General features: G+C 58.6%; 27 protein-coding genes. 19 read left to right on the top strand and 8 right to left on the bottom strand.

What is annotated here, in order from left to right; genetic code table 11:
* The first annotated feature begins 316 nt into the window (after positions 1-316).
* The 3 genes from QCE79_RS35470 to QCE79_RS35460 all read left to right on the top strand — a co-directional run bounded on the left by QCE79_RS35470 (position 317) and on the right by QCE79_RS35460 (position 3,653).
* The gene (locus QCE79_RS35470) at positions 317-1,153 is read left to right on the top strand and encodes an ATPase (protein ID WP_309852837.1); all 837 of its coding nucleotides are present in this window, start codon (positions 317-319) and stop codon (positions 1,151-1,153) included.
* Between the two features lie 9 nt (positions 1,154-1,162).
* A complete protein-coding gene (locus tag QCE79_RS35465) occupies positions 1,163-2,887 on the top strand; it encodes an ATP-dependent helicase (RefSeq protein ID WP_309852764.1) in 1,725 nt (574 codons plus the stop codon).
* Positions 2,888-3,050: 163 nt separating this feature from the next.
* Positions 3,051-3,653 carry a hypothetical protein gene (locus QCE79_RS35460; protein WP_309852761.1) on the top strand — a complete coding sequence of 201 codons (603 nt, stop codon included), beginning with the start codon at positions 3,051-3,053 and terminating at the stop codon, positions 3,651-3,653.
* A 384-nt stretch (positions 3,654-4,037) separates the two neighbouring features.
* Here QCE79_RS35460 and QCE79_RS35455 read toward each other — a convergent pair whose 3' ends face one another.
* From QCE79_RS35455 to QCE79_RS35440, 4 genes are all read right to left on the bottom strand, one after another.
* Positions 4,038-4,418, bottom strand: a complete 381-nt coding sequence (locus QCE79_RS35455) for a hypothetical protein (protein WP_309852758.1) — start codon at positions 4,416-4,418, stop codon at positions 4,038-4,040.
* Positions 4,419-4,435: 17 nt separating this feature from the next.
* The gene (locus QCE79_RS35450) at positions 4,436-4,885 is read right to left on the bottom strand and encodes a polymer-forming cytoskeletal protein (RefSeq protein WP_309852755.1); all 450 of its coding nucleotides are present in this window, start codon (positions 4,883-4,885) and stop codon (positions 4,436-4,438) included.
* A gap of 11 nt (positions 4,886-4,896) precedes the next feature.
* Positions 4,897-5,760: a hypothetical protein gene (locus QCE79_RS35445; RefSeq protein ID WP_309852752.1), complete on the bottom strand. Its 864-nt coding sequence runs from the start codon at positions 5,758-5,760 to the stop codon at positions 4,897-4,899.
* Positions 5,761-5,847: 87 nt separating this feature from the next.
* Positions 5,848-6,447: a DUF1845 domain-containing protein gene (locus QCE79_RS35440; RefSeq protein WP_309852749.1), complete on the bottom strand. Its 600-nt coding sequence runs from the start codon at positions 6,445-6,447 to the stop codon at positions 5,848-5,850.
* 673 nt (positions 6,448-7,120) lie between these two features.
* Here QCE79_RS35440 and QCE79_RS35435 point away from each other — a divergent pair.
* The 9 genes from QCE79_RS35435 to QCE79_RS35395 all read left to right on the top strand — a co-directional run bounded on the left by QCE79_RS35435 (position 7,121) and on the right by QCE79_RS35395 (position 15,624).
* Positions 7,121-7,390 carry a hypothetical protein gene (locus tag QCE79_RS35435; RefSeq protein WP_309852747.1) on the top strand — a complete coding sequence of 90 codons (270 nt, stop codon included), beginning with the start codon at positions 7,121-7,123 and terminating at the stop codon, positions 7,388-7,390.
* Positions 7,387-8,682, top strand: a complete 1,296-nt coding sequence (locus QCE79_RS35430; protein WP_309852744.1) for a hypothetical protein — start codon at positions 7,387-7,389, stop codon at positions 8,680-8,682. The genes QCE79_RS35435 and QCE79_RS35430 overlap by 4 nt, the downstream gene beginning before the upstream one ends.
* Positions 8,683-8,863: 181 nt before the next feature.
* The gene (locus tag QCE79_RS35425; RefSeq protein WP_309852742.1) at positions 8,864-9,358 is read left to right on the top strand and encodes an NADAR family protein; all 495 of its coding nucleotides are present in this window, start codon (positions 8,864-8,866) and stop codon (positions 9,356-9,358) included.
* Between the two features lie 283 nt (positions 9,359-9,641).
* Complete coding sequence (locus QCE79_RS35420) at positions 9,642-11,036, top strand: metallophosphatase family protein (protein ID WP_309852739.1); 1,395 nt, start codon at positions 9,642-9,644, stop codon at positions 11,034-11,036.
* A 229-nt stretch (positions 11,037-11,265) separates the two neighbouring features.
* The gene (locus QCE79_RS35415) at positions 11,266-11,805 is read left to right on the top strand and encodes a hypothetical protein (RefSeq protein ID WP_309852736.1); all 540 of its coding nucleotides are present in this window, start codon (positions 11,266-11,268) and stop codon (positions 11,803-11,805) included.
* The gene (locus QCE79_RS35410) at positions 11,793-14,114 is read left to right on the top strand and encodes an SMC family ATPase (protein WP_309852733.1); all 2,322 of its coding nucleotides are present in this window, start codon (positions 11,793-11,795) and stop codon (positions 14,112-14,114) included. Before QCE79_RS35415 ends, QCE79_RS35410 begins: the two co-directional genes overlap by 13 nt.
* A gap of 189 nt (positions 14,115-14,303) precedes the next feature.
* Positions 14,304-14,810: a hypothetical protein gene (locus tag QCE79_RS35405; protein ID WP_309852730.1), complete on the top strand. Its 507-nt coding sequence runs from the start codon at positions 14,304-14,306 to the stop codon at positions 14,808-14,810.
* A gap of 92 nt (positions 14,811-14,902) precedes the next feature.
* Positions 14,903-15,088 (top strand): hypothetical protein, encoded by a 186-nt coding sequence (locus QCE79_RS35400; RefSeq protein ID WP_309852727.1) that lies wholly within the window; start codon positions 14,903-14,905, stop codon positions 15,086-15,088.
* Positions 15,085-15,624 (top strand): hypothetical protein, encoded by a 540-nt coding sequence (locus QCE79_RS35395; RefSeq protein ID WP_309852724.1) that lies wholly within the window; start codon positions 15,085-15,087, stop codon positions 15,622-15,624. Before QCE79_RS35400 ends, QCE79_RS35395 begins: the two co-directional genes overlap by 4 nt.
* Before the next feature lie 33 nt (positions 15,625-15,657).
* Here QCE79_RS35395 and QCE79_RS35390 read toward each other — a convergent pair whose 3' ends face one another.
* Positions 15,658-15,912 (bottom strand): hypothetical protein, encoded by a 255-nt coding sequence (locus QCE79_RS35390; RefSeq protein WP_309852721.1) that lies wholly within the window; start codon positions 15,910-15,912, stop codon positions 15,658-15,660.
* Positions 15,913-15,931: 19 nt separating this feature from the next.
* On the opposite strand from QCE79_RS35390, the gene QCE79_RS35385 reads away from it, so the two are divergent.
* From QCE79_RS35385 to QCE79_RS35360, 6 genes are all read left to right on the top strand, one after another.
* Positions 15,932-16,147 carry a hypothetical protein gene (locus tag QCE79_RS35385; RefSeq protein ID WP_309852718.1) on the top strand — a complete coding sequence of 72 codons (216 nt, stop codon included), beginning with the start codon at positions 15,932-15,934 and terminating at the stop codon, positions 16,145-16,147.
* A 365-nt stretch (positions 16,148-16,512) separates the two neighbouring features.
* Positions 16,513-18,459, top strand: a complete 1,947-nt coding sequence (gene ligD / locus QCE79_RS35380; protein ID WP_309852715.1) for a DNA ligase D — start codon at positions 16,513-16,515, stop codon at positions 18,457-18,459.
* A gap of 279 nt (positions 18,460-18,738) precedes the next feature.
* Entirely contained in the window at positions 18,739-18,957 is a 219-nt protein-coding gene (locus tag QCE79_RS35375; RefSeq protein WP_214884913.1) for a ribbon-helix-helix protein, CopG family, read from the top strand.
* A complete protein-coding gene (locus QCE79_RS35370) occupies positions 18,951-19,316 on the top strand; it encodes a type II toxin-antitoxin system VapC family toxin (RefSeq protein WP_244832111.1) in 366 nt (121 codons plus the stop codon). Before QCE79_RS35375 ends, QCE79_RS35370 begins: the two co-directional genes overlap by 7 nt.
* A 648-nt stretch (positions 19,317-19,964) precedes the next feature.
* Complete coding sequence (locus tag QCE79_RS35365; RefSeq protein WP_309852709.1) at positions 19,965-20,315, top strand: hypothetical protein; 351 nt, start codon at positions 19,965-19,967, stop codon at positions 20,313-20,315.
* Positions 20,316-20,841: 526 nt separating this feature from the next.
* Positions 20,842-21,468: a hypothetical protein gene (locus QCE79_RS35360; RefSeq protein WP_309852706.1), complete on the top strand. Its 627-nt coding sequence runs from the start codon at positions 20,842-20,844 to the stop codon at positions 21,466-21,468.
* 100 nt (positions 21,469-21,568) lie between these two features.
* On the opposite strand, the gene QCE79_RS35355 is transcribed toward QCE79_RS35360, so the two are convergent.
* Both QCE79_RS35355 and QCE79_RS35350 read right to left on the bottom strand, forming a co-directional pair.
* Positions 21,569-22,393, bottom strand: a complete 825-nt coding sequence (locus QCE79_RS35355; RefSeq protein WP_309852704.1) for a tetratricopeptide repeat protein — start codon at positions 22,391-22,393, stop codon at positions 21,569-21,571.
* 1 nt (position 22,394) lies between these two features.
* A complete protein-coding gene (locus QCE79_RS35350; protein WP_309852702.1) occupies positions 22,395-23,342 on the bottom strand; it encodes a Ku protein in 948 nt (315 codons plus the stop codon).
* 110 nt (positions 23,343-23,452) lie between these two features.
* On the opposite strand from QCE79_RS35350, the gene QCE79_RS35345 reads away from it, so the two are divergent.
* Positions 23,453-24,115 carry an SOS response-associated peptidase family protein gene (locus tag QCE79_RS35345; protein ID WP_309852699.1) on the top strand — a complete coding sequence of 221 codons (663 nt, stop codon included), beginning with the start codon at positions 23,453-23,455 and terminating at the stop codon, positions 24,113-24,115.
* A 199-nt stretch (positions 24,116-24,314) separates the two neighbouring features.
* On the opposite strand, the gene QCE79_RS35340 is transcribed toward QCE79_RS35345, so the two are convergent.
* On the bottom strand, positions 24,315-24,836 hold the full coding sequence (locus QCE79_RS35340; RefSeq protein ID WP_309852696.1) for a DUF2726 domain-containing protein: 522 nt from the start codon (positions 24,834-24,836) through the stop codon (positions 24,315-24,317).
* Positions 24,837-24,898 lie beyond the last annotated feature (62 nt).

Here is a 24,898-nt window from a genome sequence, read left to right as displayed (position 1 = left end):
TGGCACACTACGAACGCCAGCGAGGCACGCCTCATGCCTTTCGTCTCACCGACAGCAGTCTCTTCCCATGCGCCAATTTTGCGCGCAGAGCTCCGCAGGCCCCTTCCACGCATCGCCACCGTCAGCAAGCGCTGCGGTGGCCTACGTGTGCCTTGGCCTCAGCGTTATTCCCTTATCCCGAAAGGCGCTCGAAATAGCCTTTGTTTCAGACGTTGTTGAGCCCTCCAGCCCGCAACAATGTAAGCATAGGCGGCGCGATCACGCGCCTGAATCCCAACGACGAAACCGGACCGATGCGTCCGATAGGAGAGGCGTAATGAGCACTGTTGTCGAACCCGGCAATGAAGAAAAGGTCGCGCTGCTCGCGCTGGAACACGGTACCGGCGAAGCTGCGCTCACGACCGATGGTGCGGACGATGGCGAGCTCGAGCGTGAGCTCACGCAAATGGAGGCGGACGCGGACCGTCTCCAGAAGGAAGGCGTGATTTCGACCGATGATGCACAGATGAAGCGGGCGGAGGTCGCGAAAACGCGCAAACTGTTCCGCGACCTGCCCGCCGCTGAGCGTATTGCCATCATCAAGCGGCGCCGTGAGATCGGTCGGCAGCTGTTGGACCGTCAGCTTTCGGGGGCGGCAGTCGTGACGGCACGCGTGCGCTTGAACCATACGCGCTTGAAACCGCTGTTCGAACAGTGGTGGCCGTACATCAACCGCATGAGCATCAACATGCAACGCTTTGGCCGGTCGACATTCGGTGAGAGCGACAAGGAAGTCGTGAATGGCGCGCTCGAAAAGCTGCTGGGCGGCATCGAGAGCTATGTCGACGAGCAACTGCGCGTATCCGAAGGCTTTCGTCAGCAAAAGGAAGCCGAGCTTCGCGCGAACAAGGAATTCGTGTTCGAGCCGACGATTCCGATGCCAGCGATGGACATCGAGGTAGAGGCTTACTCGCGCTTCTCGATGCGCGTGCTCAGCGCGATCATGAAGTTTGATCGGGCGATGGATCACTTCGACTTCATGGTCTGGAACGGCATCCGTGATCAGTCCGACGTCGATGACGAAGCCGTCAACTTCCTCAAGCGCTTCAACCCGCTCGGCATTCGCGGTTACATGACGCATCTGAAGTTGATGACCACGGTGCGCGGTAACTAAGGAGGCGCGATGCTGGACGAACTCAATCCCCAGCAACGGGAAGTCGCCCAGTTGCGCCAGCATTGTGTGGCGATCGCCTGCCCGGGCGCGGGTAAGACAAAAACGATCGCCACAAAAGCAGCCCTCTTGCTGCAAGAGAGCGCCTCGATGGTTGGCGCCGTCACGTTCTCCAAGGACGCAGCGCTTGAACTACGCGAGCGCATCCTCGCCGCCGCCGGCGACGCCGTTAAGAAGCGGCTGATCGCCGGCACCTTCCACTCGCTTGCGTTCAAGCAATTGAAGCGTCCTGGCGCGCGGCCGTTGGATATCGCCTCGGATGGCGACCGTCTTGGCTTGCTGATCCGCGTCATGCAGGAACTTGGACGCGAGGGCAAGGCCGAGGACGTCATCCCAACGATCGAGAAGATCAAAACCAACTTTGGCCGGTGCGACCCGAACTCCGATGACGGAGAGTTGTATCGAGCGTATCAGGACGCGCTGGCCCGCAACGGCAAGATCGATTTCCAGGACATGCTCAGGCTTGCGGTGGAGGGCATGGAAAACGGCACGATCCTGCCTTACGCGTTCACCTATCTGCTCGTCGATGAGTTCCAGGACACCGATCCGCTTCAGTACCGCTGGATCGAGCTGCACGCAAAGGCAGGGTCGATCGTCACGGTGGTCGGGGATGATGATCAGAGTATCTATGCGTTTCGCGAGGCGCTTGGCTATCGCGGCATGGAGTCGTTTATTCGGGCGTTCGATGCCAAGCCGGTTGTGCTTGGCAGTAACTATCGATGCCGCGCGGAGATTCTTTCGGCGGCGGATCGGGTCATTCGCAATAACGTCGACCGCATCGCCAAAATGCTTCGCTCGGAGAAAGGCGCGGGCGGGAACGTGTTGAGCTCACGTCATCCAGACGAATACGAGGAAGCGGTGGCCGCTGTGGAAGTGCTCGGGCCGCTTGTTGCGAAAGGACAGTCTTGCGCGATCCTCGCGCGTACAAATCGCATCCTCGATCCGTTGGAAGCGGCGTGCCGGTCTCACGGCATCAAGTATTACCGCGCCTCGGGCGCGTCGGTGCTGAGCCGACCCGAAGGCGCACTGATGTGCAACCTGCTCGAGATCGTTGAGCGAGTGAAGGATACGGGCCTCGATGCCGTGCTGGCCCACTTGGGCCTCACCGCGCAGCAACTGCGCGCATTGCACACGGACATGGGCGCCGAGCTGGCGCAGAAAGGGCGTGCCGAGTTGGTGGCGCTCGGGCTGCCAGAAGACGTCGCGACGAACTACCGTGAATTTATGAAGCGGCTTGCCGAATGGCAGAGCCTATGCGATCGCAAGTTCCACTCCTTGACACTCTCTGGCGTGTCCGAGTGGATGTTGAAATACGCAAAGAAAGATTCCGCCATCCGCGCGATTGGGGCAACCAACGACGTCCTATCGCGACTTTCGGGCAGTTTTGCGGAGCGGCTGCTTTTTCTCCGTCAGGTCAACAATGAGCCAACACCGGGCGCGCTTATCCTGACGACGATGCACAGTTCGAAGGGTTTGGAGTGGGACCACGTCTGGATTGCGCGCAGCGAGGAGACAGTCGTGCCGGATCCAAAGTCTACCGAGCCAGAAGAACGACGCTTGTTCTACGTGGCCATGACGCGTGCGCGAGAGTCCTTGATGATTTCGGGTACGTCAAAAAACTTTGAATCCCGTTTTGTCGCAGAAGCTCAGTTGGCCTCGGTTGCCGCCGCTGCCTGACCAACGCGCGCGCATCTTGCCATGCACATAATTTCGAGAAGCGTAAGCGCCTGAACGTGCGGCGGCTGGGTGAGAGCGCATCTTGACCCCAAAACGCTCAGCAACATCCCAAAATATCGTCTATACCGTTGACTGGCACTTCCGCCCGTTGGAGGACCGCGTCATGTCGACATTCCACCAGGTTCTTGGTCTTTGGTTGGCACCCGATTTTTCGGGCGTGCAACGGGGCACCATGACGCCTCCACACGTCGATTTCGACGCAGTAGACACCCGTGGTATCGCGGAGACGCTCGCTGCCTTGAACCAGTGCGGCGAAAACGTAATCGTCCGCGTGCCCAACGACGCCATCGACCAGGTAACCGTTCAATCAAGAATGACCGGTCGGATGACAGGGAGCCCCGAATGCGAAGATTTTGCGATCGAACTGCTGGCATTGGCCGACGGTCCGGGCGAGCTGAATGTACGCGCCAGTTGGGCAGACCTTCACGCGTTGCCTAACAGGAGGCAGGCACCGCCGCCGGTCCTCGTGATGTTTGTCGTGAGTGGAGAGTTCGACGCGGTGATGTTGTGGTCGCAACAGCTCATGATGCGGCTGGGCATACGCGCGGCGGACATCCTGAAGCGGATCGCGGGCGAGGTTGAAGATACCGATCATGAAGGCCATCTGCCTGACGATCTCGCACAGTATCTTGGCCGTACCTTCGCAATACCATACAGGCGGCAGTGTATGGTGACCGGACTCGCCAACTCACCACGGCCGTTTTGAATCCGAGCGTGCCGCTTAAGCTTTCGGCTGCAATGCCCGCTCGTAGAGCGCGGCAGACCGGTAAGCTGGTCGGTTCCAGTGTGGCGTGTCGATGGGCATCGCGTGGCTATTGACGAGTCTTCCTGTATCGAGCATGCAAAAGCAGCGTCCCTCAAATGCCGCCTCTTGCGCGGCCGCGTCCCACGTAACGGCGGGAAAATCAAAAATTGGTTCAATGGGCTTCACGGTCGATTCCGCAATATTGTCAACCCGTTATCGGCAAATCAACAGACGTTTTTAGTCTTCCAAGCCATTGCGCGTGAGTTATTAGTCACGTCCGATTCAGCGCGTTCGGGGGAGGGCCCTGCGCCGCCGTCTCCAGATGTGTTCATGCTTGACGGTCTCTTAGTTGCGGCGCGTCAGCGCCAAGCTGGTAGCACAGGTTGAAAGTAATGCAGCGAGGACGGTGGCGAGCATCATGAAGGTCGATCGTTTAACACCTTCGGCGAACTCGCGCACCTCGCTCTGTGTCTCGTTGAATCGAGCGTCAAGCTCGGCGGTCGAATGAAAGCCGTGTCTGGCAAGCAACATGGATTGCGAAGCGGACGGGACGACTACCAGATCAGCCCGAAGATCGGAAAGGCGCTCAAGATCCTTCGTATGGAATAGGGCAGCCGTGAGCGCGTCACTACTTGTGCAGATTTGAACGCCAGCGATGCTGACAAGAAGCGGCGACGAGAGGGCAAGCACAAGCGCGAAACGCGAGGTGAGTTTTCTAGGTTGCATAATCAGCCTTGACGGACTCACGCGATCGCGCGCGAGATATCGGTTACGTTGGAATCGTTGCGCTCGTTGATTGACGACTCGTTCTTAGAAGGTGCGGATAGCGCGCTGTCCGAGCCAGTCTCGGCCTCTATGGTCAGCATGCGCGCCACGCGTTTGAGCGTGCCGTTGAGCGCCGCGCGCGGCCCAAGCCGGATCGTGCCGCAATAGAAGATGTCGCCTGATACCTGCCCGTTGATTTCCAGCGAGCCACGCGCGTGCACGTCTCCATCGACGCGCCCGTCGATGCGGACATGCTCGCCTTGGGCCATGCCTTTGACGAGTCCGCCCTCGCCGACGTGCAGGAGGCCCTGCGTCGAGATGATGCCGCCGTCGAGGAGGCCGAAGCACGAGATGCCGTGATCCACGACCATGTCGCCAGTGATGGCGCAGCCGCGCGCGATAAGCGTGATATTGAATTCGGTTTTCATGGTGTCGATTCCTAGAACATTTGCACTTCGTTCGTGCTGGCACGACTTGCAGGCGTACTCTTCTTGGCGGATGCCGTTGCAGCGTCGCCGTCACTTACATCGTCGCGCGGACGGGATACGTGTCGACGGTAGCTGTGCGAGCGGGGTTGTGCCGTGTTGGAGGATGACGGGTGGTCATCCGCTGAGGTTTGTGGCACGGACTGTACGGGCACGGCAGCAGGCGCCGGAGTCGCCGACGGGGTGGCGATCGATGATGTCGCCGATTTGTTGAGTGAATCCACATGCTCCACAGCGGCATCACGACGGGATTGATGGATCGGCGAGGCCGCCGCCCGTTGATCGTCGTTCGCCAGAGCAGCGCTCGGCTTGGCGATCGCCGCGCTGGTTGCTGAACCGCCTGTATTGCTCAGCGAGCTCTTAAATTGATCCGCAGTAAGGCCGACGGGCGCTAGAGCAGCGATGTCCTTTCCCGTAAGCACCGGCGTCATTGCGACCGGATGAGGCGGCTCTGCATCGATCGGCCGGTTGGCCGATGCACCTGCGGGCTGTGCCAGCGTTTCGGCCTTGACTGAATCAGATTGTCCGCGAGTAATCGTCGGGGACCTCGATTGGTGTGCGGAGGTTGTGCCAAGCGACTTGAACAACGAAGCCGCTCCCATTCCGGCCATACCCGTGACGGCAGCAATAGCCAGTGCGACGACGCTTCGGCGAACGACAGGCGCGGCCTGCGGTAGCCGCAGTTTGATTGTGGGTGCCTTGTCGTCGGCCGAGACAGCCACCGGCGACGGAAGCGCAGCGATTTGCCGAGGTAGATCGATCGTCATCGCGTCTGGTGCGAACTGCGCATGCAGTCGTTGAATGTCGCGTAGGTCCATAGGTTAAAGTCCCTTTCCCTTGTATCAAGTCGAGCGTCGCCGGCGCAAAGCGATATCGAGTCGCCAGCGCTACACTGCAGAAAGCGTTCAGTGTTTGTTGTTTGAGCCCGGCAGCAGGACGCCTTCGGGTGCAAATTGGTCGTTGTCGGGAATGCACAGGTAGGCAATTTTCTTGATGCGCGCCTCGCCAGCGTCCAACGTACTTTGTCGGCTCTCTGCGCTGATCGCGCGGGCAAGCAGACTTGCTGTTGTTTTCAGGAAGAGCTGGTCATAGATGGTGAGCAGGCGCACGAGCCGTCCCGACATCGCATGCTTGATTTGCAGCGTCACCATTTCCGGATACACGATGGTCTGGCGTTTGGGCAAGGCGTCTGCCCAGGCGATCGCTTTCTTGAACCATGCCTCGGCAATGCGAAATTCCGCTTCGATAGCGATCAACTTGCCGCCACGAGCGACCGTCATTTTCGCGGCGGCAAAATTGAAATTGCCGCGTAAGAAATCGCGTGCGAAGAGCGAGTGATAGGGCAATTCCGTCTGCGCGAGGGTATCGCCATTGATTCGATCGAGACGGCTGTCACTGGTGAGCCGTTTAAGAGGGCGAAGCCCGCTCTCGCCGGGGCTATCGTCGCCGAGTGGGGCGGAGCGTTTCGGTTCTTCGTCTGGCACTTCCATGTCGATGACAGCCATAATCGTTCTCAGTGTGTCTGTGTTCTCTCTCACATAGAATTTTCATTGTTTAGACAAGTGTCTTGCAGGCGAAAGCTATACGAATTTCGTGAGCTTTCCGCCGTACACAGGTGCCAATAACCCGGATACTCAACTTCATTCCCCGCGTCACCGACGCATCGACCTCGACTCCAGCCCGGAGTCCGTCTTTTTTCTCCCAAGCCGTGCCCGCCATGTGCGTCTGGCATGCTCCGACCGGATAGCTACCGGTGTGGAAATCTTCCTTGTGCTGAGTGTGCTCGCTACACACTCCCCGTTTTCAGCCGTGATACTCGTACCTTGGCCTGCATTCATTTGCGCCGGTACATCGTTCGAACCCGGAGTTCTCGGGTGGTCTCTCTCCAGCGCCTGTTCTGGTAGAACGATCGAAGTTGGCTGATCCGTGAATCCTGCGGCGGAAGAAATTCCGAAAAAGGGCTGTTGCGCGGCGTGACCATGCCGCGCGAGAACGACTTTACGTTCTCTGACCGAGCGACCCCAGTTTTTGCCGGCCGCTCCCTGCACGCCACGTCCCCAGAAGGGACGTGGCGCGTAGGTCCCTCTATCGATCTCAAGAAGCTCGCCCCCTCACGGGAGCGGGCTTTTTTTTCGTCCTTCGCGTGCTGCGAACGGACCTTTCTCATCGGAGGTGTTCATGCTTTTGCCCAACCGCCTCAATCAACGTATAGCTGAGGCTATCAAGCAACAAATCGACAACGAACGCGATCAGGCAGACACCATGTCTTCCGTCTGGCGTGAGCGCTGCGAAGTTGCCCGAGTCGCGATGTTCAGCGACGCCGAGCGCTCTGTATTTATTTCCCATGTCGGCGAACGTCGCGGCAGTGCTGTGGCCCGAGAGATGCAATCTCAGGCCGAAACCCTGCGGACAAACGCTATCTTCTTTCTCGCAAGGAAACCGTCATGAACGCTGCTGTTCAGATGCTCGATCACGCGCCGCGCAGTCTGGTCGAAGAGCGAGCGATTCGGCCGCCCACGATCGGCAAGATTCGACCCGGTATCAAAGTGCTCACGCGCACGCATCAGCAAGACGAGCGCGCGGTCATGCTCTACAACGAGCGGGTAGCAGCCGGCGACTCTTTCGAAGCAATCGGCAAGCTGATCGAAACGACGTTGAAGCTTCGTAACGCGCTAGTGCCGAAGAATGTGCCGTACTTCGTTTGCAGACGTTCGGACTTCTCGAACCCGGACACGGCCGACGAGATCCTGCGGCTGTATGGCGAGGATCGCGGACAGGGTTTGAAGTTGTATCGCTTCCCGGTCATGTTCGCGTTTGACGATTGGCTGCGCAACGTGCCCAATCAAATGGCGGCATACACGACCACGGGACGGCAGTACTTCTCGGAGTACGATCGCGACGGCAAGCGCTACTGCAAGACGTACGCGCCGGTCGAACGTGACGCACGTGCTCAACGCACGCGTCGATCTTTTGGTGGACGCCTCGTTGTGCATCGGCAGGATGACGACATTCCCGACGGTGTTTGCGACCCTCACGTCTGTCCGCAATATCAGGACCGCAAATGCAATCTGACCGCGAACTTCCTGTTCGCTGTGCCCGACGTGAAGGGGCTCGGTCTGATAGAGCTGCCAACCAACTCCATCTACGTGTTGCAGAAGGCCTATTCGGCGATGCAAACCGTGGCGCTCGCGCGCGGCAGGCTCACCGGTACACGCTTCTGGCTCTCGAAGAAGGAGTTCGACATCACGCGGATTGACGACAACGGCCAGCCCGTTCGTCAGAAGCAGATGTTGACAGTGCTCGATGCCGACATTGACCTCGGCGCGTTGCTGGATGGCGCAGAGGAGGCCCAGCCGGCATTTGACGCCGCCAGTCGTGCGGTGGCGCTTATCGAATCGGATGGCACGATGCAATCGATCGTCGATCAAGCGCTTCCATCGGACGGGCAAGCAACGGGTGATCGCGCACGATCAGTTGACAACGCAGACGACTCTGATCCGAACGAGACGCTGGACGAAAAGCGGCACCGGATGACGGACCTGCTGCATCGTCTGGGTCTGAATCAGCCGGAGCGACAAAACGGCTTTCGCAAATACGCGCACCAGACGTACGGTCGCGGCTGGATCGAACGCATTGCCGATGTGGATGCGATGAATGCGCGTCTCAAAGTCGCGCTCAACGATCCCGCTTCGCTCGACGTCGAGATTCAAGACGCGGTAGCACAAGCTGCTTACGTTTAACCTTGGCCAGTCCCCTTATGGGGGCTGGCATCCTTTCTTCCGCCCCTTAACCTTTCTCGCTCGCGCATGAGAGCATTTCAGCAAGAACCGCTTGCTCAAATGTTTTCGACCGCGCCGCTTATGCGCATCGAATTCGTCCGCTTCGGCGGCCCATCTACTTGATCACGCGAAGGAGTCTCCGATGCGTCGAGTTGGCAACTTCACGCTGTTCTTTGGCGCGGAGGATGCATTCAGCAATTGGCATCCGTGCCGTTTCACTTATCACGATGTCGCTTTCCGCTCGGTAGAGCAATTTATGATGTTTTCCAAAGCCAAGCTGCTCGGTGACGAGGACATCGCGCAAGCAGTGCTCGCCACGCATCTGCCGAAGGAACAGAAAGCACTTGGCCGCAAGGTCAAAGGCTTCGATCTCGACGTGTGGAAGGCAAAGCGCGAGTCCATCGTCTATGTTGGATGCCGCGAGAAGTTCGCGCAGCATACGGGTTTGCGAACGCTGTTGCTCGCAACGGCGCCGACCGAGCTTGTCGAAGCGAGCCCCTACGACACAATCTGGGGCGTTGGCTTGGGCGAACACCATCCGGACATCATGGACAGATCGAAGTGGCGAGGCCAGAACCTTCTCGGCAAAGCGCTGATGAAGGTCCGGGACACGCTGTCCGTTCAATTGCACGAGTGACATAACCATGTTGATTGATCAGAAGCAGATGCGCTGTGGCGGGTGCGGAGCTGACGCTTTCAAGGTCTTCACTGCAGATCGCACGCTGCGTATCGTGGTTGAATGCCGGGGGTGTAAAAGCACCTCCTACATTGAGCCCGTTCCCTCCAAGCTCACGATTGAATGGGGCGAAGGGGATGGATGCATTACGGTGTTTTGAATCAATCGCTACGTCGAGGTTTGGCGTTGGCTCAATTGAGCTGCTTTCCGGAAACGGGGCGGCATTTTTTATTGTGGAGGCGACGTGAAAATCGCTCATTTTTCTGACTTGCACTATGCGCCGGGAAACGTCGAAGAGTCGGATCGCTGCTTTGGCTTTTCCATCGACCACGCCGTTCTCGCGCACGCCGATGTTGCGGTGATTTCGGGCGACGCGACGGACCATCGCCTCGACGCCCATGCGCCTTCGTTGAATCGCCTTGCTCGGCGCATCAATGGGCTGAGCGGCAGCATGCCGGTCTTAATGCTGCAGGGCACGTTCTCGCATGAACCGCCGGGCACGCTACGCAATTTCGAACTGATGGCTACAACGCATCAGATCTATGTGGCGGAACGCGTGCAGCAGGTGAGCCTTCATGAAGGGCGGTTCTATGCATCGAGCGGCCCGGTGTATTCAGACGAGGAGCTGCGCGAGGTCCTCGCGATAGGCGCCGATGTCGTGTTCACTTGTTTGCCCACGGTCAACAAGGGACAACTTGCGGCCGCCGTTGGTGCTAAGGAAGCCGGGACGGGTCTTGAAGCCGTGCTGGGCGACTATCTGGCCGCTGCGGGTCGCGTCAACCAGCAGCTTCGTGCCGCAGGCATCCGGACTGTTGGGGTTTCACACGGCACGGTCAACGGTTGTACGACTGAGCACGGCGTGACGATGGCGGGGTTCGATCATGAGTTCTCGCTTGGCAGTCTGTTCGAGGCCGAATGCGATGCGTTCATGCTTGGGCACATCCATAAAGCACAGCAGTGGGAGCGAGCAGGGCGCGTTGTGGCGTATCCCGGTTCGATTGGGCGTTTCCACTACGGTGAGGAAGGCGACAAGGGCTTTCTCATGTGGAATGTCGAGGTGGGAAGGGCGCAAGCCAATCTGATCGTGACGCCGTCCTGGCAGACGATCTGCGTCGACTTTGACGGACCGCCCGACATGCAACGCCTGACGGCAATCGCGCTCGATGCGACCGACAAGTTTGTGCGAATTCGTTGGCAGGTCGACGAAGAGCACAAAGAGTCAGTGGACCGCGACGCGATCGCGGCGCTGTTCGGCAACGCGGCCGATCTGAAGGTCGAAGCTCGCATTCTTCCCGTCGTCCGGTCACGCGCCCAAGGCATCAGCCTAGAAACGTCGATTGACCGAAAGCTTGAGCGTTGGTGCGAGCACGCTGACGTTGATCCGGCGCCCTTGCTTGACCGACTGCAGTTGCTGGAAACGGGGGACGCAGAGGCAATCGCCGCTGGCGTGCTGGCGCGACTGAGCTACGCTGACGCTGTGTCGAGCTTATCCGAGCCTGCACCGGTGACGGCCCACGCAGCTCCGGATGGCGATCTTTGCGACGATGCACTGCCCATGCCAGATGCGACGGTGGAAATCGTCGAGTCGGCTGAGACAGATCACCTTTCGTGGCTCAACGATGATTTGTTTGGGGCGTAGGTAGCCGCGCATGCAGGGGAGGCCAGTAACGGCTCCTTTGCTTGAACACGCAAGCCGTGTTCCGATAGCCGACTATCAACGTCGCTATCGAAACACAGGTTTCGCCGCGTCTTTGACGCATCGATTCGTAGTGGCAGGACCTTTCTCTAGCAGTTCATTTCTTCTTTCACCCTGGCGGGGAGCGTTCCCTACCGGGGCCGCATTCCCGCCCACCATAACGGAGTGCATTATGTTTGGTCTTTATCCTGCTGGCCTCAACTGGGTCTGCGCTTTCGAGTTGGGCGGCTGCTCATCGCGTGATCTTCAAAAGTCGTTGGTCGATTTGGCCGGCTTTACCGCTGCGATCCAGCATCAGCCGTTCGGCGAACATCGCGGCGCTGTCGTGGCTCAGTTTGGTCAGACGTTGCTGTTGCTGGCCACCACACCTGGGGCCGCCGAAGTTGCTATCACCCCGACAGTGCAAATGCAGCATCTCCTCTGGTCGTATCAGGAAGGTTATGCGAGTCAGTGGTCTGCGGCGGAAATCCGCAGCCTGACCGGCTATAGCGGCTGGTCAGAGCTGCTGACGAATGCGCGCCGCGAGTTCAGCAGAGCCTGCGAGCACGTGGCGTCTGCACTCGATGGGACGCTGCGTGTACCTGAGCGTGCGGTCGTGGCGACGGATGTTCACGCGCCGTTTCCCAACGAGGACGACGATGCGTTCTATTCCCAGATGGCATCGCTGTCTGCGTCTATGTCAGATTCGGAGGGATTGTCATGCGGCCTCTGAAACTCACACTCGAAGGATTCGTCGGCATTCGCGACGGCATGAAGCGAGACAGCATCACGCTTGATCTGGAGTCGTTGCCTGATGGCCTGATCGCGTTGACCGGCCCTAATGGGGCAGGGAAGACGACGCTCATGGACAACTTGCACCCGTACCCCATCATGCCCTCACGGGCCTCGAAGCTGTCGGTCGACGCCTTCTCGTACTGGGATCACATCTGTGGCACCAGTGCGCTGAAGGAACTCGAATGGGAACACGATGGCATTCGCTATCGTTCCTCGTTCACGTTCCGAAAGCCCGGCAAGACAGGTAAAGCGGAGTACTACCTTGCCTATCGAGGCGTCGACGGCACGTGGCGTCCGGTGTCCCTTCCTGACGGCACGGTGTCGGACGGCAAGGCGGAGTCATATAACCGCTGTGTCGAGGCGATCAACGGTTCGCTCGAAACGTTTTTTACCAGCGTGTTCTCGGCACAAAACCGTCGCCCGCTTGCAACTTACGGTGCAGGCGAGATCAAGACGCTTCTGGCAGAGTTGCTCGGCATCGAGCATCTGAAAGCGTTGTCGGCGAAAGCAGGCGACGTGGTCAAGCTGCTCGCTAAGTCGCTTAATGGCGTCCAGTCGGAGCTTGTGGCCCTTGCCGGTAAGCGACAGCGCAAAGCCGAGGGTGAGCAAGCCATTGCCGCGCAAAGCGCAGCTTTGTCTATGGCGCGCGCGCAACGTGAGGACGGTCTTTCACGCGCGGGCAAGCTCACTCAAGAGCGCGCCACGCTTGCTGCGAAGCAAAGCGAGTCCGCGTCGGTTGAAGCGCGTCTGCGTGAACTGGGTGTGCGGCGAGAAGAAGTGACGAAGGCGATGGGAGCTGCTGCTGAAGACGAGCGAGCTGCTTTCGCTCGACATCTGCAACGCATCACAGCGCTGAATCGGACAATCGTCACGCATCAGTCCACGCTTGCTCGTCGAGATGCGATTCTCGGTGCTGCCGCCAAGCGCGAAGAAGCTGAACTCGGCATTGCTCGGGAGGAAGCCAAGTTCTCGCCGTTGCAACGCGAGATCGCTGAGCTTGAAGTGAACCACGCGACGCTCAGTGGTTTGAATGTGTCGCTGGCGACGTTGCAGAGCGACGGGCGCGCGAAGAAGACGCACCTCGATGTTCTGAATAAGCAAGCGGCGGTGGTGGAACAGGTTCCGTGCGTGGGTCACTCAATGCACGCGAGCTGCCCGTTGCTGTCGCAAGCGCTGCATGCGAAGGAGCAGGCCGCGACCTACGCGGTCTCCGTGACTGATCTTCGTGAGAAGTATCGTGCGAAGTTGAAGCAAGCCGATGAGTTGGCTACGGTGCCTGCTAAATTGGCGGCAAAGCGCGTGGAGATGTTGGCCATTACCGATGAGGTAAGCAAACTTCGACGCGCGCTGCAGGTCGCAACTGAACTTGCTGCGAGCAAGCCACTTCTGGACGCCGCCACATCGGGACTGGAAGCCGCGCAAGCGGAGTCCCGCTCGATTGCAGAAGAGGGAGCTGCGAGGACAGCCAAGTTCGAGTCTGAAAAGGCCCGTGCGACCGCTGAACTTGCTCGCATCGCTGATGAGGCGACGCGACTCGCAGCCGTCGATGTGACGGCCGCGATTGCAACGCTCGATCGCGACCTGGGCGCGAACCGTGAAGTCTTGGCGGCGCTCGAGGGCCGGATCGAAGCTCTGATTCGCTCGCAAAGCGTGCTTCAGGCTGAAGGCGAAGCGCTTGCGGTGGAGTTGGAGAAGTTTTCCGCGAAGCAGTCACGCGCGGATCGCCTCTCGGACGAAATCGCTAAGTGGAAGCTGTTGGCAAAGGGCCTCGGCAACGACGGCGTGGTAGCACTCACGATCGACGACGCGGGTCCCGCGCTCACGCAGATGGTCAATGAGCTTTTGCTTGCGTGTTATGGGATGCGCTTCACCGTTGAGATCCGTACGCAACGAGCGCTTGCCAGTGGCGAGTTGCGCGAGGGGTTCGAGATCATCGTCCACGACGCTGAGGCCGACAGCAGCAAGTCGGTATCGGTGATGTCGGGCGGCCAGAAAGTCTGGATCAACGAGTGCCTCACGCGCGGCATTGCGCTTTACCTCGCACAGAACACGGGACAGCCGTATCAGACATTGTTCAGCGACGAGTCAGACGGCCCGCTCGATCCGCAGCGCAAAGTGCAGTTCATGCGCATGAAACGCGAAGTCCTTCGACAGGGCGGGTATCAGCGGGAGTTTTTCATCTCGCAGACGCCCGATCTTGTGGCAGAGGCCGACGCAGTCATCGACGTACAGGCGCTTGCCGCCTGATTTCTTATCAACCCTTGTGGGGAGTCGCCCCCACAAGGGGCGCTTCTCGTTTTTCCGACCCTTCTCTTGCGCCTTCCGGCGCTATTCCTATGGCAAACCTTCTCATGCTGTTGCTCGCGGCAGCCGGTAGTCCGTCTCCGTCAAACGCGGCCGCTCACCAGCCGCCCGCGCAGCACGCGGCACCCGCGAATGCGCAAACGCAGCAGCCGCGCCCGCCGTTCCTGCGTGGCGCGTCTGCATTCGATACAGGCCGTCTGCGTCGCATCTGACGGCGGCCCAATTCTTTTCACTTCTTCACTGGAGCCTTCCATGGCCTATTCCTGCACCGATTTAGTCGACGATGTACTCAATGACATGGTGGTCCGAAGCTGGATCAAGCCCGACCAGTACGGACCCGACGACTCGCAAGCCCAATGCGATGCGGTGGTGGCCGCGATCGCCGACGCTGACGTGTCGCTGCGCCTCGCTGCTGACGCGAAGCAGTTCAATGCAGAACTGCTGGATGCGGTCGAAACGCTGACCGGCATCGCCGAACAGCATGGCGCGCTCGCCCTCGCGAACGTCGTCTATCTCCAGGCGGCCATGTTGAAGGGCGGGCTGATCGAGCTCACGCGCGACGAAGCGGAGAACTTCGATTTCGTCAGAGACCTGCCTTCGGGCGGTCGCTGGTGGCAAAGCGTCAAGCTGGTCGAGTAAGCGGCACAAATCGCCCTCCAATCTCGTTTCTCAACCCCTGCGGGCAAGCGACCCGCTGGGGTCGCTCCGCATTTTTTGTGTGGAGTGTTTTTATGTTTGAAGCAGCCAAGCTGGGCGCATCGCCCGAGCAGTTTCCCAACCTCGAAGCGGCGATTGGCTACATCGCCGGCACCGCGACGCACGCGGGTGAAGTTCGCCCGTGGGTTCGGAACGTCGATACGAAGGTCTTCCTGATCATCGGCGGCAGAGTGCAACCCCAAAACGGGGTCCGCCAATGACGCCGCCGTGGCTGGAGCAATACGCCAGTGGTCAGAAGACCGGCTATGCGCAAGCCTTTATGGCCTACGCTGACTACTACGGCGTTGATGGATCTGCCGATGACGATCCGGAAATCGAAGAACGGATCGCCATGCACCGGCAACCGCTCGTCGGTTATGCGCGGACGACCGGCAGCGAGCAGACGGTGTATTTCGAGGAGACTTCGCAGTTCGACGTCGATGCGCAAGCAGCATGCTTGTTCGTCACCTGCACCTACCACACTGCGTTCATGCTGGACACGCAGCATCGCGACGCAATCGACTCAGCGCATTTTTGGCTGAACGAGGGCATCGTGAAGTTGCCGACTGGCATGGCCCAGCGGTATCAGGAGATGGCAAAGCGCGGGCAGTACTTCTCGCGGCTCGCGCAGCGTCTGAACATGACGCCCGCTGACCTCGACGCGCATCTTGTTGCTCATGCGATCAGCGATACCGTCCACGACCAGTTGCTAGGCTATGACGCGAGGCAACTCAATCTCTTTGCAGAAGCGGCGTAGCAACCGCCCATCTACTTTCGAACACGTCCCGGGCTAAAACCCCGGGACGTTTTTCTTTCCGAGATCGAATTCGTCGAAGTTGGGCGCTGGCAGAATCTCACCGGGCTGCACGCCAAGCAATCGGAGGGCGTGCATCAGGGCAGCAGTCTCCCGCGTAAAATCCAGCACGATACGTTCACCTTCCATCGTCACCTCGGCGCGGGAGTGGACGCTAAAAGCATGAAGCGCAAGATTTAACGCGCGAGCGATTTCGCCGTCTCGCGTCCTCTCTTTAAAAATCGAAACCATGGCTGTCTCTGAGCATCATATGAAAGTTGAGTATCAAGAATGGACCATCGAATCCCAGCCGGAGCAGACTGGCCACTATCGGCATTCGCGGTGCTCGGTTGAGCGGCAGCCGTCTGAGGATCAGGCGGATGGGCAAATTTTTAATTTTTCCGACATCGGCTATTTTGACACTGCGAGCGCCGCACATCTGCGTGCGATCGGGTGGGCCAAAGCCTGGCTCGATGAAAACTTCTAACCGAGCATGCACCGGCGGGTTTTGACTTACCGTCTCGGCCATAGTATCGCGCCACCAACGGTGTGTGAGAGGACTGAAAGCGCTTCCGACAGCTCACTCCAGTTTCCAATCTGGGATTAGTTTTTGCTGGAACGTGCAACACGGGAGAAGATCATGCTCAGACTTTTTTTAGTGTGACGCTTGTGGCGGCGTTCTCCGGATGCGTGTCCGCGCCCCCTTATGGTTACGAGGATCCTGCATACGGCCCCGGCTACTATGCGCCCGGTCCCAGCATCGGCGTGGGCGTAGGAGGCGGCAGGTTCGGAGGCGGAGGCTGAGGTGGTGTCGGCGTAGGCGTAGGGTTCTGAGACGATCTCGCCCAACGAATGGCGAAACTATCCGTGCCCTCCCGTGCACCATCCAGTGCCGTACTTCCCGAGTCGATCGCCCCGCAACTAGCGACGCTCGCAAGTCGTCCGCCTACGAATGGCGTATGGTCCTATGAGATCAAGTTTGATGGCTATCGTCTGATGTGCAGGCTCGATAGCGGGCGCGTAAAGCTTATTACGCGAGGCGGGCACGATTGGACGAACAAGATGCCCGCGCTTGCGAACGCGATCGAGGCGATACCAGTCGATAATGCGTGGCTTGACGGCGAAGTCGTCGTACTCACCGAAAGCGGCGTTCCAGACTTCAACGCGCTTCAAAATGCGTTCGACCGCCGCAGCACGGCACAACTTACATTCTTCGCTTTCGACATTCCGTTTCTGAACGGGCGTGACCTACGGGCATTACCACTCGCGCAGCGCAGGCAATTGCTGGGCGAACTGATCGCCCGGACCCCGAGCGAGCGCGTCCGCTTCAGCGAGTCGTTCAATGAGGATCCGCAATCCTTGCTCGCATCGGCGTGCCAAATGCGGCTCGAGGGGATTATCGGCAAGCGCGCCGATGCGCCTTATCGCTCCGGTCGCTCGACGGCTTGGATCAAGCTCAAATGCCTGAGCAGGCAGGAATTCGTCGTGGGCGGCTATACGCGTCTCGCCGGTGCTAAAGCTGGCATACGGTCGCTTATGATCGGAGTGCACGAGCGAGACGGTAGCTTGCGTTTCGCCGGGACCGTGAAGGCAGAGTTGAAACCGCGCCCACTAGCCGAGCTCGAAGAGAGAGCGCGCGTGCTGGTTCGGCAAGATCCGCCATTCTATAACCCGCCGCAGCGCGAGAAGGATCGCGACTTCGTATGGATCGAGCCCGAGCTCGTTCTGGAAGCATCGTTCCTTGAATGGACGCCTGCGGGTGAGGTTCGTCACCCGGTTTTTCATGGCATGCGAGATGACAAGTCCGCCAATACCGTGACCGAAGAGACGGTAGTCGACATAGAGAAGCCGAAAAGTCAGAGCCTACGCAAAGGCGCGAGCCGCAGCACTCCCGGCCGCAGCGGGAATCTCATCGTCGCCGGCGTGAAAGTGTCGAATGCCGAGCGCGTCATTGACGACGTGACGCGCGTCACCAAAATCGATCTCGTTCGCTACTACGATACGATCGCCGAGTTTGCCTTGCCCTACCTCAAAGACAGACCGATATCGCTCGTGCGCGCGCCCGAAGGCATCAAATCCGAAATGTTCTTCCAGAAGCACGAGGAGCGTTCCAAGATCCCCGGCATCACGCGACTGCCGGTCTCGATGCATCCCGGTCATTCACCGTTGCTTGTTGTGGACCAACATGAAGCACTGATCGGCCTCGCTCAGATGAACGTCATCGAATTGCATAGTTGGAACGCTGTTCAGCCGGACCTCGACCATCCTGATCGTTTCATCCTTGATCTGGACCCTGACCCGGCGCTGCCGTGGCAGATGATGGTCGACGCCGCGAAGGTGTCCAAGGTGCTGCTCGATGAGATCGGACTCAAAAGCTTTATCAAGACAAGCGGTGGCAAGGGCTTTCATATCGTCGTGCCGCTGACCCGCCGACAGCAATGGAACGAAGTAAAAGCCTTTTCGCGCGCCGTCGCGCGCTACATGGCGCGCCTCATGCCCGAGCGATTCTCTGCTGTCCTCGGCCCAAAAAATCGAGTCGGAAAGATCTTCATTGACTATCTTCGCAACGGGAAGGGCGCCAGCACGGCGGCGGCGTACTCGGCGCGCGCCCGACCCGGGCTTGGCGTATCAATGCCGATCGCCTGGGAAGAGCTCGAGAGTGCCAGGGCGGCAGACCAGTGGACCATCCAGAATGCTGCGCAACGCGTCCAAACTCTGTCGGCGGATCCTTGGGACGGTTTTTTCAGAACGCGCCAAGGTATCACGGCTGCCATGCGACGGGCGGTTGGGCACGACTGACGGTGCACCGCGACATTTCGGGGCATACGATCATACCGGGCCGTGGCTTAACCGCCAACAGCCAGTTGAAGCGGGTCGGCCGAATTTATCCGCCGCCGCGCGACGCCGACGGCTCCGGTCACGGCCGCCGTCTGAGCTACGAAACCGAAGGGGGACGCGGCGTCGGATGCGCAACGCGTGACTAAATAACCGTCGCTTCTCTGCCGATAAACCGGACACACCGCTTGCGAAAGATCTTCGATTGATATACGATGTATATATCATGCAATGGAGGTGGTTATGAGTCGTATCCTGGTTGATCTGCCGGAGTCGCAGGTTGACGACCTCGCGGTGATTGTGGAGGCAGAACAGCGGCCACGCGCAGCCGTCATCCGCGATGCCATTGAGGCGTATATCTCACAGCGCAAGCGCGCGCTCGGAACCGAAGTATTCGGTCTGTGGAAGAGCCGGAAGACGGATGGCCTTGCGTACCAGCAGGAGCTTCGTTCCGAATGGTGAAGGCGCTCTTCGATACGAATATCCTCATTGACTATCTCAACGGGGTCAGCGCAGCCAAGAAAGAAATCGCCCGCTATGAGTATCGCGCGATCAGCGCGATCACCTGGATGGAGGTGCTGGTCGGGGCATCCGCAGAAGAAGACGCCGCGATCCGCGCATGGCTCGATTCATTTGATGTCATCGCGGTAGACAGTGCCGTCACCAATCGCGCCGTCGACATTCGCCGGGCTAAAAAGATTCGTCTTCCCGATGCGATCGTGTGGGCGTCGGCACAGGTTCACTCGCTGCTGCTCGTTTCGCGAAATACAAAGGACTTTCCAGCGGACGAGCCGGGTGTCCGCGTGCCGTACAAGATTTAGAAAAGCCGCATGATGTTTAAGCTATCGTGGGAAAACGAAGAACCGTCAACAGCGGAAGCCCATGTCGCATTTGATCGAAGTACGGCAGAGCAACGAGTTAAGGCAGCGCATGTGATATCGAGGGGATTGTTGGACATAATCGAATCGCTTGGGGATCGAGCGGACCTCGATCCAGTTGCCGACCGAGATTATGTGGATTCCTTGGTAAGCAAAATGAACAGCCGGAACCCCTCTATCGGTGACATTTGGATAGCGGCGCAACTTGTTCGCGAACACAAACTTCGTCAGAAACGAGCGCTTGTTAAAGCAAGGTCTATCGCCACTTGAAGCAACGGAAAACTATGAGCCTGCACGAAGATATGAAAGGGTTGCTCAGAGACGTGAATCGTGACGTGCGCCGTAGCGCATGGGCGTTGCTGGTTTCCGCGCTCGCGCTGCTGTTGTTCGCGGGATACGCACACGGCCACATTATTCCGCTACTCGAAACGCTTACGAGCGCGAACCTGTCCTTGTTGCGTCACGGCTCCGTCTTGGCGGTCGGCCTCGGGTTTGCATTGGCCGTCCAAAGTGGTCTGACTTTGACCAATCGCCATTTCGAAAGTGAGCAAGAGAGTCGCGATGCGGCTGGACTGATACCACGGAAAACAGATGAGCTTTGCGCAGTGGTTCAAACGGTCCTTTGGTGTGGGCGTCCCGGCAGAGTTCGAAGCATATCTAATCGCGCATCCCCACGGCGTCGAAAACGGATATGGACCGAGGCTCTGGACCGCTGAGGCAATCCAAGACGAGACCGATGATCGAAAACTAGCCGAGAAGGGCGTATGCCTTATCGGCGCATCTGACGAGACCCACCACATTCTCCTGCGAGCACGCGACGGTAAGGTTTTCATCGTTGATCCGATGGACTACCAAACGGTTGACGCGTGGTTCTCGGATGTCGATTCTTTGATTGGGCTTCTGCAGCTCGAACGAATTGAGAAACAGGAACACCAAATATGACGATCGCAAGAAAGAAGATGGCGCTCACCCTACGACAGCCTGTCCGACACTCAGCTCGATCAGCTTCAAGCAGCAAATCTCCGATACCACAATTTCTTGGGGCATGGTGGGAAGCTCGACGCGCAAGCCGAGTCGGACTGGCTTGCCTATGCGCATCTACTGACAGTTTCGCCTTCGGGTGAAGGCCGCGTGTCGGATGAATCGGCTGTCGAATTTCTCATAGCGGTGACGAGTTTGCCGCGAGAGGTTTGCATCGCATATCAGAACGCGTAACCAACGCCACCGAAGCCGAGGTAACTATGACGCACAACGTGAAGATTGTGATGTCCGCACGCAACGATGCATGAGGTAAGTAATAAATTTCGGAAGACACTTCTTAGGATAGTCAATGACTGAGCGCCGATCGAAAAGGAACCTTGCGTTGCGACTTGGCTTATGGGTTCTCTTCATCGCGCTTATCGCGGCGCTCGTGGTCTGGCTCGTTCCGGTCGGTTGGATCGGACGGCTCGTTTGACATAGGATAACAATGGCGATCGCACTTGAAGCCGCAAAGACAATCTACCGCCACGCTGTCGATCCGCGCGCGAGCGAGGGTGAAAGTTCGGCATGGTGGAATGAAGTCGCGGACGAAGTTCGCGAGGTGGTCGCTGCGCGTTCGTTGAATGAAGCGGCCGAAGTCATCCAGTGGCGGCACCATGACTGGACTGCGGTGTGCGATACGCCGCATGGCGCGGCAAAACGGATTCGAGCAGCGGCACGTGCGATTCGCTTGCGATCCAACCCAAAGGAAACAAAAAACGTGAGCACACAAGCTGAATCAGTTGCGGTTCAGGCTATGGCCGAGAAAATCGAGCGTCTGGAGAGAGAGCTTGCGAGCAAGCAGTCTGCGCCGCACCTTCCGTCACAGTTGGGCGACTTTGCCCGGATTCTGCGCAGTCATGGTATCGCCAAGGTTTTTCACGCTGGCAAGATCGACTCCATAGACGGCGGGACGGCCGCGGAAAGCCTGCGGGGAGCCGTCGAACAGTTTGGCCGTCGCGAGCACCTTACGCCTGAGTGCCAAGCGAGGCTCGTCAAAGAAATATCGGGATCGCTGTTCGATGTTACGGACGGCTTTGACGCTGTTAAGAAAGCTCAAGTACACACTTCGTAAATGCTTGAGGGGTGGGCTTCCAGCCGGGTTTGTTTGGTCTGCCTTTTCGTGTCTCGTTCTTGTCCCGGTTGGCACGCAACAACACATGTCCCGATCGCTTTTACGCATCCATCTGCGATTTGCAGTAAGCATTGAAGTGGCGGATCGCCTTCCTCGCCTCGCCAAGCTCCTCATAGATACGCGCGGCGTTAAAGTGGGCATCCGCGAAGTCTGACGCGCATTTGATGCAAAGATCGTAGGACTGTAATGCTTCCCGTAAGCGGCCAGAATCTTCCAATCCAACGCCGATGTTGAAGTGCAATACGGGATCGGTCGGTCGGTGGCGAAGGGCGTCGCGGTAGACCGCTATGGCGTCGTCGTACCGCTCTGTGTCGACGAGGATGCCGCCAAGATTCAGTGATGCGTCGGTATAGTCCGGGGCACGCGCAAGTGCTTCCCGGTATGCAGATTCGGCAGCGTCAATGTCCTCATCTTCGAGCGCTCGGGCGCGATGGAAGAGGTCGCTTGCCGCTTCCCGCACTCTGTTTGCCAACGGCGCCTGCAGCGAAGCGATGTTTGACGTGGCGGGCAGGCCGTCGAAATCCAGAAGCAATTGACCGGTCTCGGCATCCCACTGGCGGCTCGCATCGTCCCGCACGGCGACACGGTCGCCGACAGCCGCAATTCGCACACCGGTAAGCGCTCCCTGGTGGCCCCAGCTCTTGCGCAGATGATCAAGCGCGCGAACGATCTTCAAAGAAGACACGCCAGCCACGCGCAATGCCTGTGCGGTCCTAAGCAAGACGATGTCCTGGAACGTAAAGCGCCAGTCCCGCCGCTCGCCGTCTGGCGAAACAAAGCCGGCCGCAACAAGCTTCTCTACGACGCTTCGAGAAACGCCCAGCATGCGCTGAACGTCGCGAAGGCGGTAGCCATTGAGGGGCATGTCACCTCTTCGTGCCGGTCTTGCGTGCAGGTGCGGGTTGAACTTCGTTGGACGCGCGGCGAACCGAGCGGCGCTTCGTGGCCGCGGTTTGGTTTGCCACTTCCGGCTCCGGCTCGGCCGCTCGGGCTGTCTTTCGTACAGCGCGCGGTGCCGCTGCCGGCTGTACCGCGGTTGCTTTTTTCTTCAAGCTGGCCCGCAAAGCTTCTACAAGGTCGATGACCTGCGCGCCGGGCTGCTCGACGGCTGGCCCGGCGGTGATTTTGTTGCCCGCAATCTTTTTATCGATCTCCGCAAGGATTCGTTCCTTCTCCTCATCCTTGTACGCTGCCGCGTCGTAGCTGTCGCCGCGATACTGCTCAATCAACTGCTCGGCAAGCTGCAGCTCCGTCGGCTGGATTTCCGGTTGGTCGATGCCGATATCGGCCTGGGAGCGAACCCCATCGGCATAAAGCAAGGTCTGAAGAATCAAACCGTCGCTGCCGGCGCGAATCTGCACCATATGCTGCTTCCCCTTCCACGTCCAACGGGCTAAAGCGCAGGTGCCGCTATCTTTCATCGCCTCTTGTAGAAGGCGATACGGTTTGCCGCCGCGTTTGTCGGGGGCGAGATAGTAGGGTTTGTCGAGATAGATGGGGTCGATTGCCTCGGTGGGCATGAAGGACACGATATCGATGGTGTGGCTCGCGCTGGCCTCAAGTGCGTCAAGCTCCGACTTCTCAAAAATCACGTACCGCTCTTTCTCGAATTCATAGCCCTTGACCATGTCGGCGCGCTCGACGACTTTGCCATCGTGGGGGCAGACGTATTGCTGTTTAAGCCGGGTGCCGCAATCCTTGTGCATTAGGTTGAAGCCGACCCCTGTCTTGCTTTCGGTCGCGGTATAGACCTTAACGGGTACGGATACAAGGCCAAAACTGAGCGTCAGCGACGCAATCGAGCGGGCAGCCATAAGAACCCCTTGCGGTAGGTTTCTAGGCCGGCCACGTTCGCGCCTCGTTTAGGAGGCAGCGTCCTGCTCAGCGGCAAGGCCAAATGAGCAATTCGTGCAAAATAGGTGCCATGACGGAGGTCGCCGGTCAGACTCGGACGGCGGCGCCGAAGGACCGTTTCGACGTCTTCAGCCTCTTCCCTGTGCCGAATTTTGATTACAAGCCGGAGATCTACAAAGATTACGCTGCCCCGATCTTCCGCCGCATTGACCGTGACAATTCGACTGACGCGGCCAGCTTCGGGATTGTCCCGCGCAGATTCATCCCGCAAGGCGTGAAGGCGTTCGACACGATGAACGCGCGAGCTGAGTCGGTCGGGCAGAAGACGAGCTTCCGCTCCGCGTGGAACAAACTGCAGCTTGCTCTGATCCCGTGCCGGCGGTTCTACGAGCCGAATTATGAAACCGGCAAGGCTGTTCGTTGGCGGATCGGAATGGCGGACGAATCGCCGCTCGCGATCGCGGGGCTCTGGCGTGCATGGAAAGACCCGGCTGAGGAACGACATGAAGACCGTCGATCCGTTATCGAATGCAGAATGAAGCGAGTGGGCTGGGGGGTGGCCGCGGTGCCTAAGCCTGAAGTTGTTGCCGATGACGAGAAACTTGATTGCCCACACCGTTGCGAAGGCGCAGAAGCCAACACCGATTATCGCGATACAAGTGAGAAGGCGGCTGACGCGAGAAAGAAAGCATCACTGAGTGAAAGCCCTTCGGGCACGATACTCTCAAAATAACAGTAGGCGACGACGATCAGCCCCCCGAGAAGGAGGACTGCTTTCCATGCGATTGCAAACGATGCTTGAGTGAGGTCGATAAGTGACTTGATCGAATCGACGGGTTGCTTCTTGTTGTTTCCCATGGGCGATCTCTTTAAGTTTCATTGCGACGCGAGTTAGCTCGCATCATCTACAACGTATCAACGTTTCAGCAGAGTCAAGTAATGGACTTCTCGCCCGCTTCAGCGAAAAGAGAAGAGCCGACTGTGGAAAGGTTCGAACTCTTAGAGGGGAAGAACGCTGCGCGGATTTTTTGTAAGTCGGGCTTCGCTTTAGACTGGAACCGGATTGTCCGAATGCCAGCGCTAGAGAGGTATGCGTCACGCACCGCGTCACGTGCCGAATCGTGGGTTCGATCGTCAAGCTCAACGACTGCGAGGAGCGTCAGGTGCTTGTCGTACACCGCGTAGTCAAAGCGTTTCTGGGAGATCCGGCGTAAGTCGACCACCCTCTGTTTGCCGGTGGCGCGTGGCTGGATGATTGCGGACATCGCGACTTGCGGAAAAATGGAGGTCTCCGGCAGCGCGCGACGAAGTCGCTCAAAAAACTCCGTCTCGTTAGGAGTGAGCAATGGAACTGCTTTATATCTTGGTTTCGAAATGACTGCCTTGGTTGCGATGATGACGATCATTACGGTTAAAAGGACGATCACTGCAACTGGCAGGATATGGCTTTGCATGGTCTCACATGGTTATTTGATCAACGACAGGAAACTGACTTCCTAGACAATTCGAAAGCTCT

This window comes from Caballeronia sp. LZ003 (assembly GCF_031451465.1).
GTDB lineage: Bacteria > Pseudomonadota > Gammaproteobacteria > Burkholderiales > Burkholderiaceae > Caballeronia.
This window is presented reverse-complemented; position numbering and strand designations above follow the sequence as displayed.

Bases quoted from the DNA above. Each gene is read 5' to 3' on its own strand.
- QCE79_RS35470 (WP_309852837.1), top strand. From the start codon at position 317: ATGAGCACTGTTGTCGAACCCGGCAATGAAGAAAAGGTCGCGCTGCTC.
- QCE79_RS35465 (WP_309852764.1), top strand. From the start codon at position 1,163: ATGCTGGACGAACTCAATCCCCAGCAACGGGAAGTCGCCCAGTTGCGC.
- QCE79_RS35460 (WP_309852761.1), top strand. From the start codon at position 3,051: ATGTCGACATTCCACCAGGTTCTTGGTCTTTGGTTGGCACCCGATTTT.
- QCE79_RS35455 (WP_309852758.1), bottom strand. From the start codon at position 4,418: ATGCAACCTAGAAAACTCACCTCGCGTTTCGCGCTTGTGCTTGCCCTC.
- QCE79_RS35450 (WP_309852755.1), bottom strand. From the start codon at position 4,885: ATGAAAACCGAATTCAATATCACGCTTATCGCGCGCGGCTGCGCCATC.
- QCE79_RS35445 (WP_309852752.1), bottom strand. From the start codon at position 5,760: ATGGACCTACGCGACATTCAACGACTGCATGCGCAGTTCGCACCAGAC.
- QCE79_RS35440 (WP_309852749.1), bottom strand. From the start codon at position 6,447: ATGGCTGTCATCGACATGGAAGTGCCAGACGAAGAACCGAAACGCTCC.
- QCE79_RS35435 (WP_309852747.1), top strand. From the start codon at position 7,121: ATGCTTTTGCCCAACCGCCTCAATCAACGTATAGCTGAGGCTATCAAG.
- QCE79_RS35430 (WP_309852744.1), top strand. From the start codon at position 7,387: ATGAACGCTGCTGTTCAGATGCTCGATCACGCGCCGCGCAGTCTGGTC.
- QCE79_RS35425 (WP_309852742.1), top strand. From the start codon at position 8,864: ATGCGTCGAGTTGGCAACTTCACGCTGTTCTTTGGCGCGGAGGATGCA.
- QCE79_RS35415 (WP_309852736.1), top strand. From the start codon at position 11,266: ATGTTTGGTCTTTATCCTGCTGGCCTCAACTGGGTCTGCGCTTTCGAG.
- QCE79_RS35410 (WP_309852733.1), top strand. From the start codon at position 11,793: ATGCGGCCTCTGAAACTCACACTCGAAGGATTCGTCGGCATTCGCGAC.
- QCE79_RS35405 (WP_309852730.1), top strand. From the start codon at position 14,304: ATGCGCAAACGCAGCAGCCGCGCCCGCCGTTCCTGCGTGGCGCGTCTG.
- QCE79_RS35400 (WP_309852727.1), top strand. From the start codon at position 14,903: ATGTTTGAAGCAGCCAAGCTGGGCGCATCGCCCGAGCAGTTTCCCAAC.
- QCE79_RS35395 (WP_309852724.1), top strand. From the start codon at position 15,085: ATGACGCCGCCGTGGCTGGAGCAATACGCCAGTGGTCAGAAGACCGGC.
- QCE79_RS35390 (WP_309852721.1), bottom strand. From the start codon at position 15,912: ATGGTTTCGATTTTTAAAGAGAGGACGCGAGACGGCGAAATCGCTCGC.
- QCE79_RS35385 (WP_309852718.1), top strand. From the start codon at position 15,932: ATGAAAGTTGAGTATCAAGAATGGACCATCGAATCCCAGCCGGAGCAG.
- ligD (WP_309852715.1), top strand. From the start codon at position 16,513: ATGGCGAAACTATCCGTGCCCTCCCGTGCACCATCCAGTGCCGTACTT.
- QCE79_RS35375 (WP_214884913.1), top strand. From the start codon at position 18,739: ATGAGTCGTATCCTGGTTGATCTGCCGGAGTCGCAGGTTGACGACCTC.
- QCE79_RS35370 (WP_244832111.1), top strand. From the start codon at position 18,951: ATGGTGAAGGCGCTCTTCGATACGAATATCCTCATTGACTATCTCAAC.
- QCE79_RS35365 (WP_309852709.1), top strand. From the start codon at position 19,965: ATGAGCTTTGCGCAGTGGTTCAAACGGTCCTTTGGTGTGGGCGTCCCG.
- QCE79_RS35360 (WP_309852706.1), top strand. From the start codon at position 20,842: ATGGCGATCGCACTTGAAGCCGCAAAGACAATCTACCGCCACGCTGTC.
- QCE79_RS35355 (WP_309852704.1), bottom strand. From the start codon at position 22,393: ATGCCCCTCAATGGCTACCGCCTTCGCGACGTTCAGCGCATGCTGGGC.
- QCE79_RS35350 (WP_309852702.1), bottom strand. From the start codon at position 23,342: ATGGCTGCCCGCTCGATTGCGTCGCTGACGCTCAGTTTTGGCCTTGTA.
- QCE79_RS35345 (WP_309852699.1), top strand. From the start codon at position 23,453: ATGACGGAGGTCGCCGGTCAGACTCGGACGGCGGCGCCGAAGGACCGT.
- QCE79_RS35340 (WP_309852696.1), bottom strand. From the start codon at position 24,836: ATGCAAAGCCATATCCTGCCAGTTGCAGTGATCGTCCTTTTAACCGTA.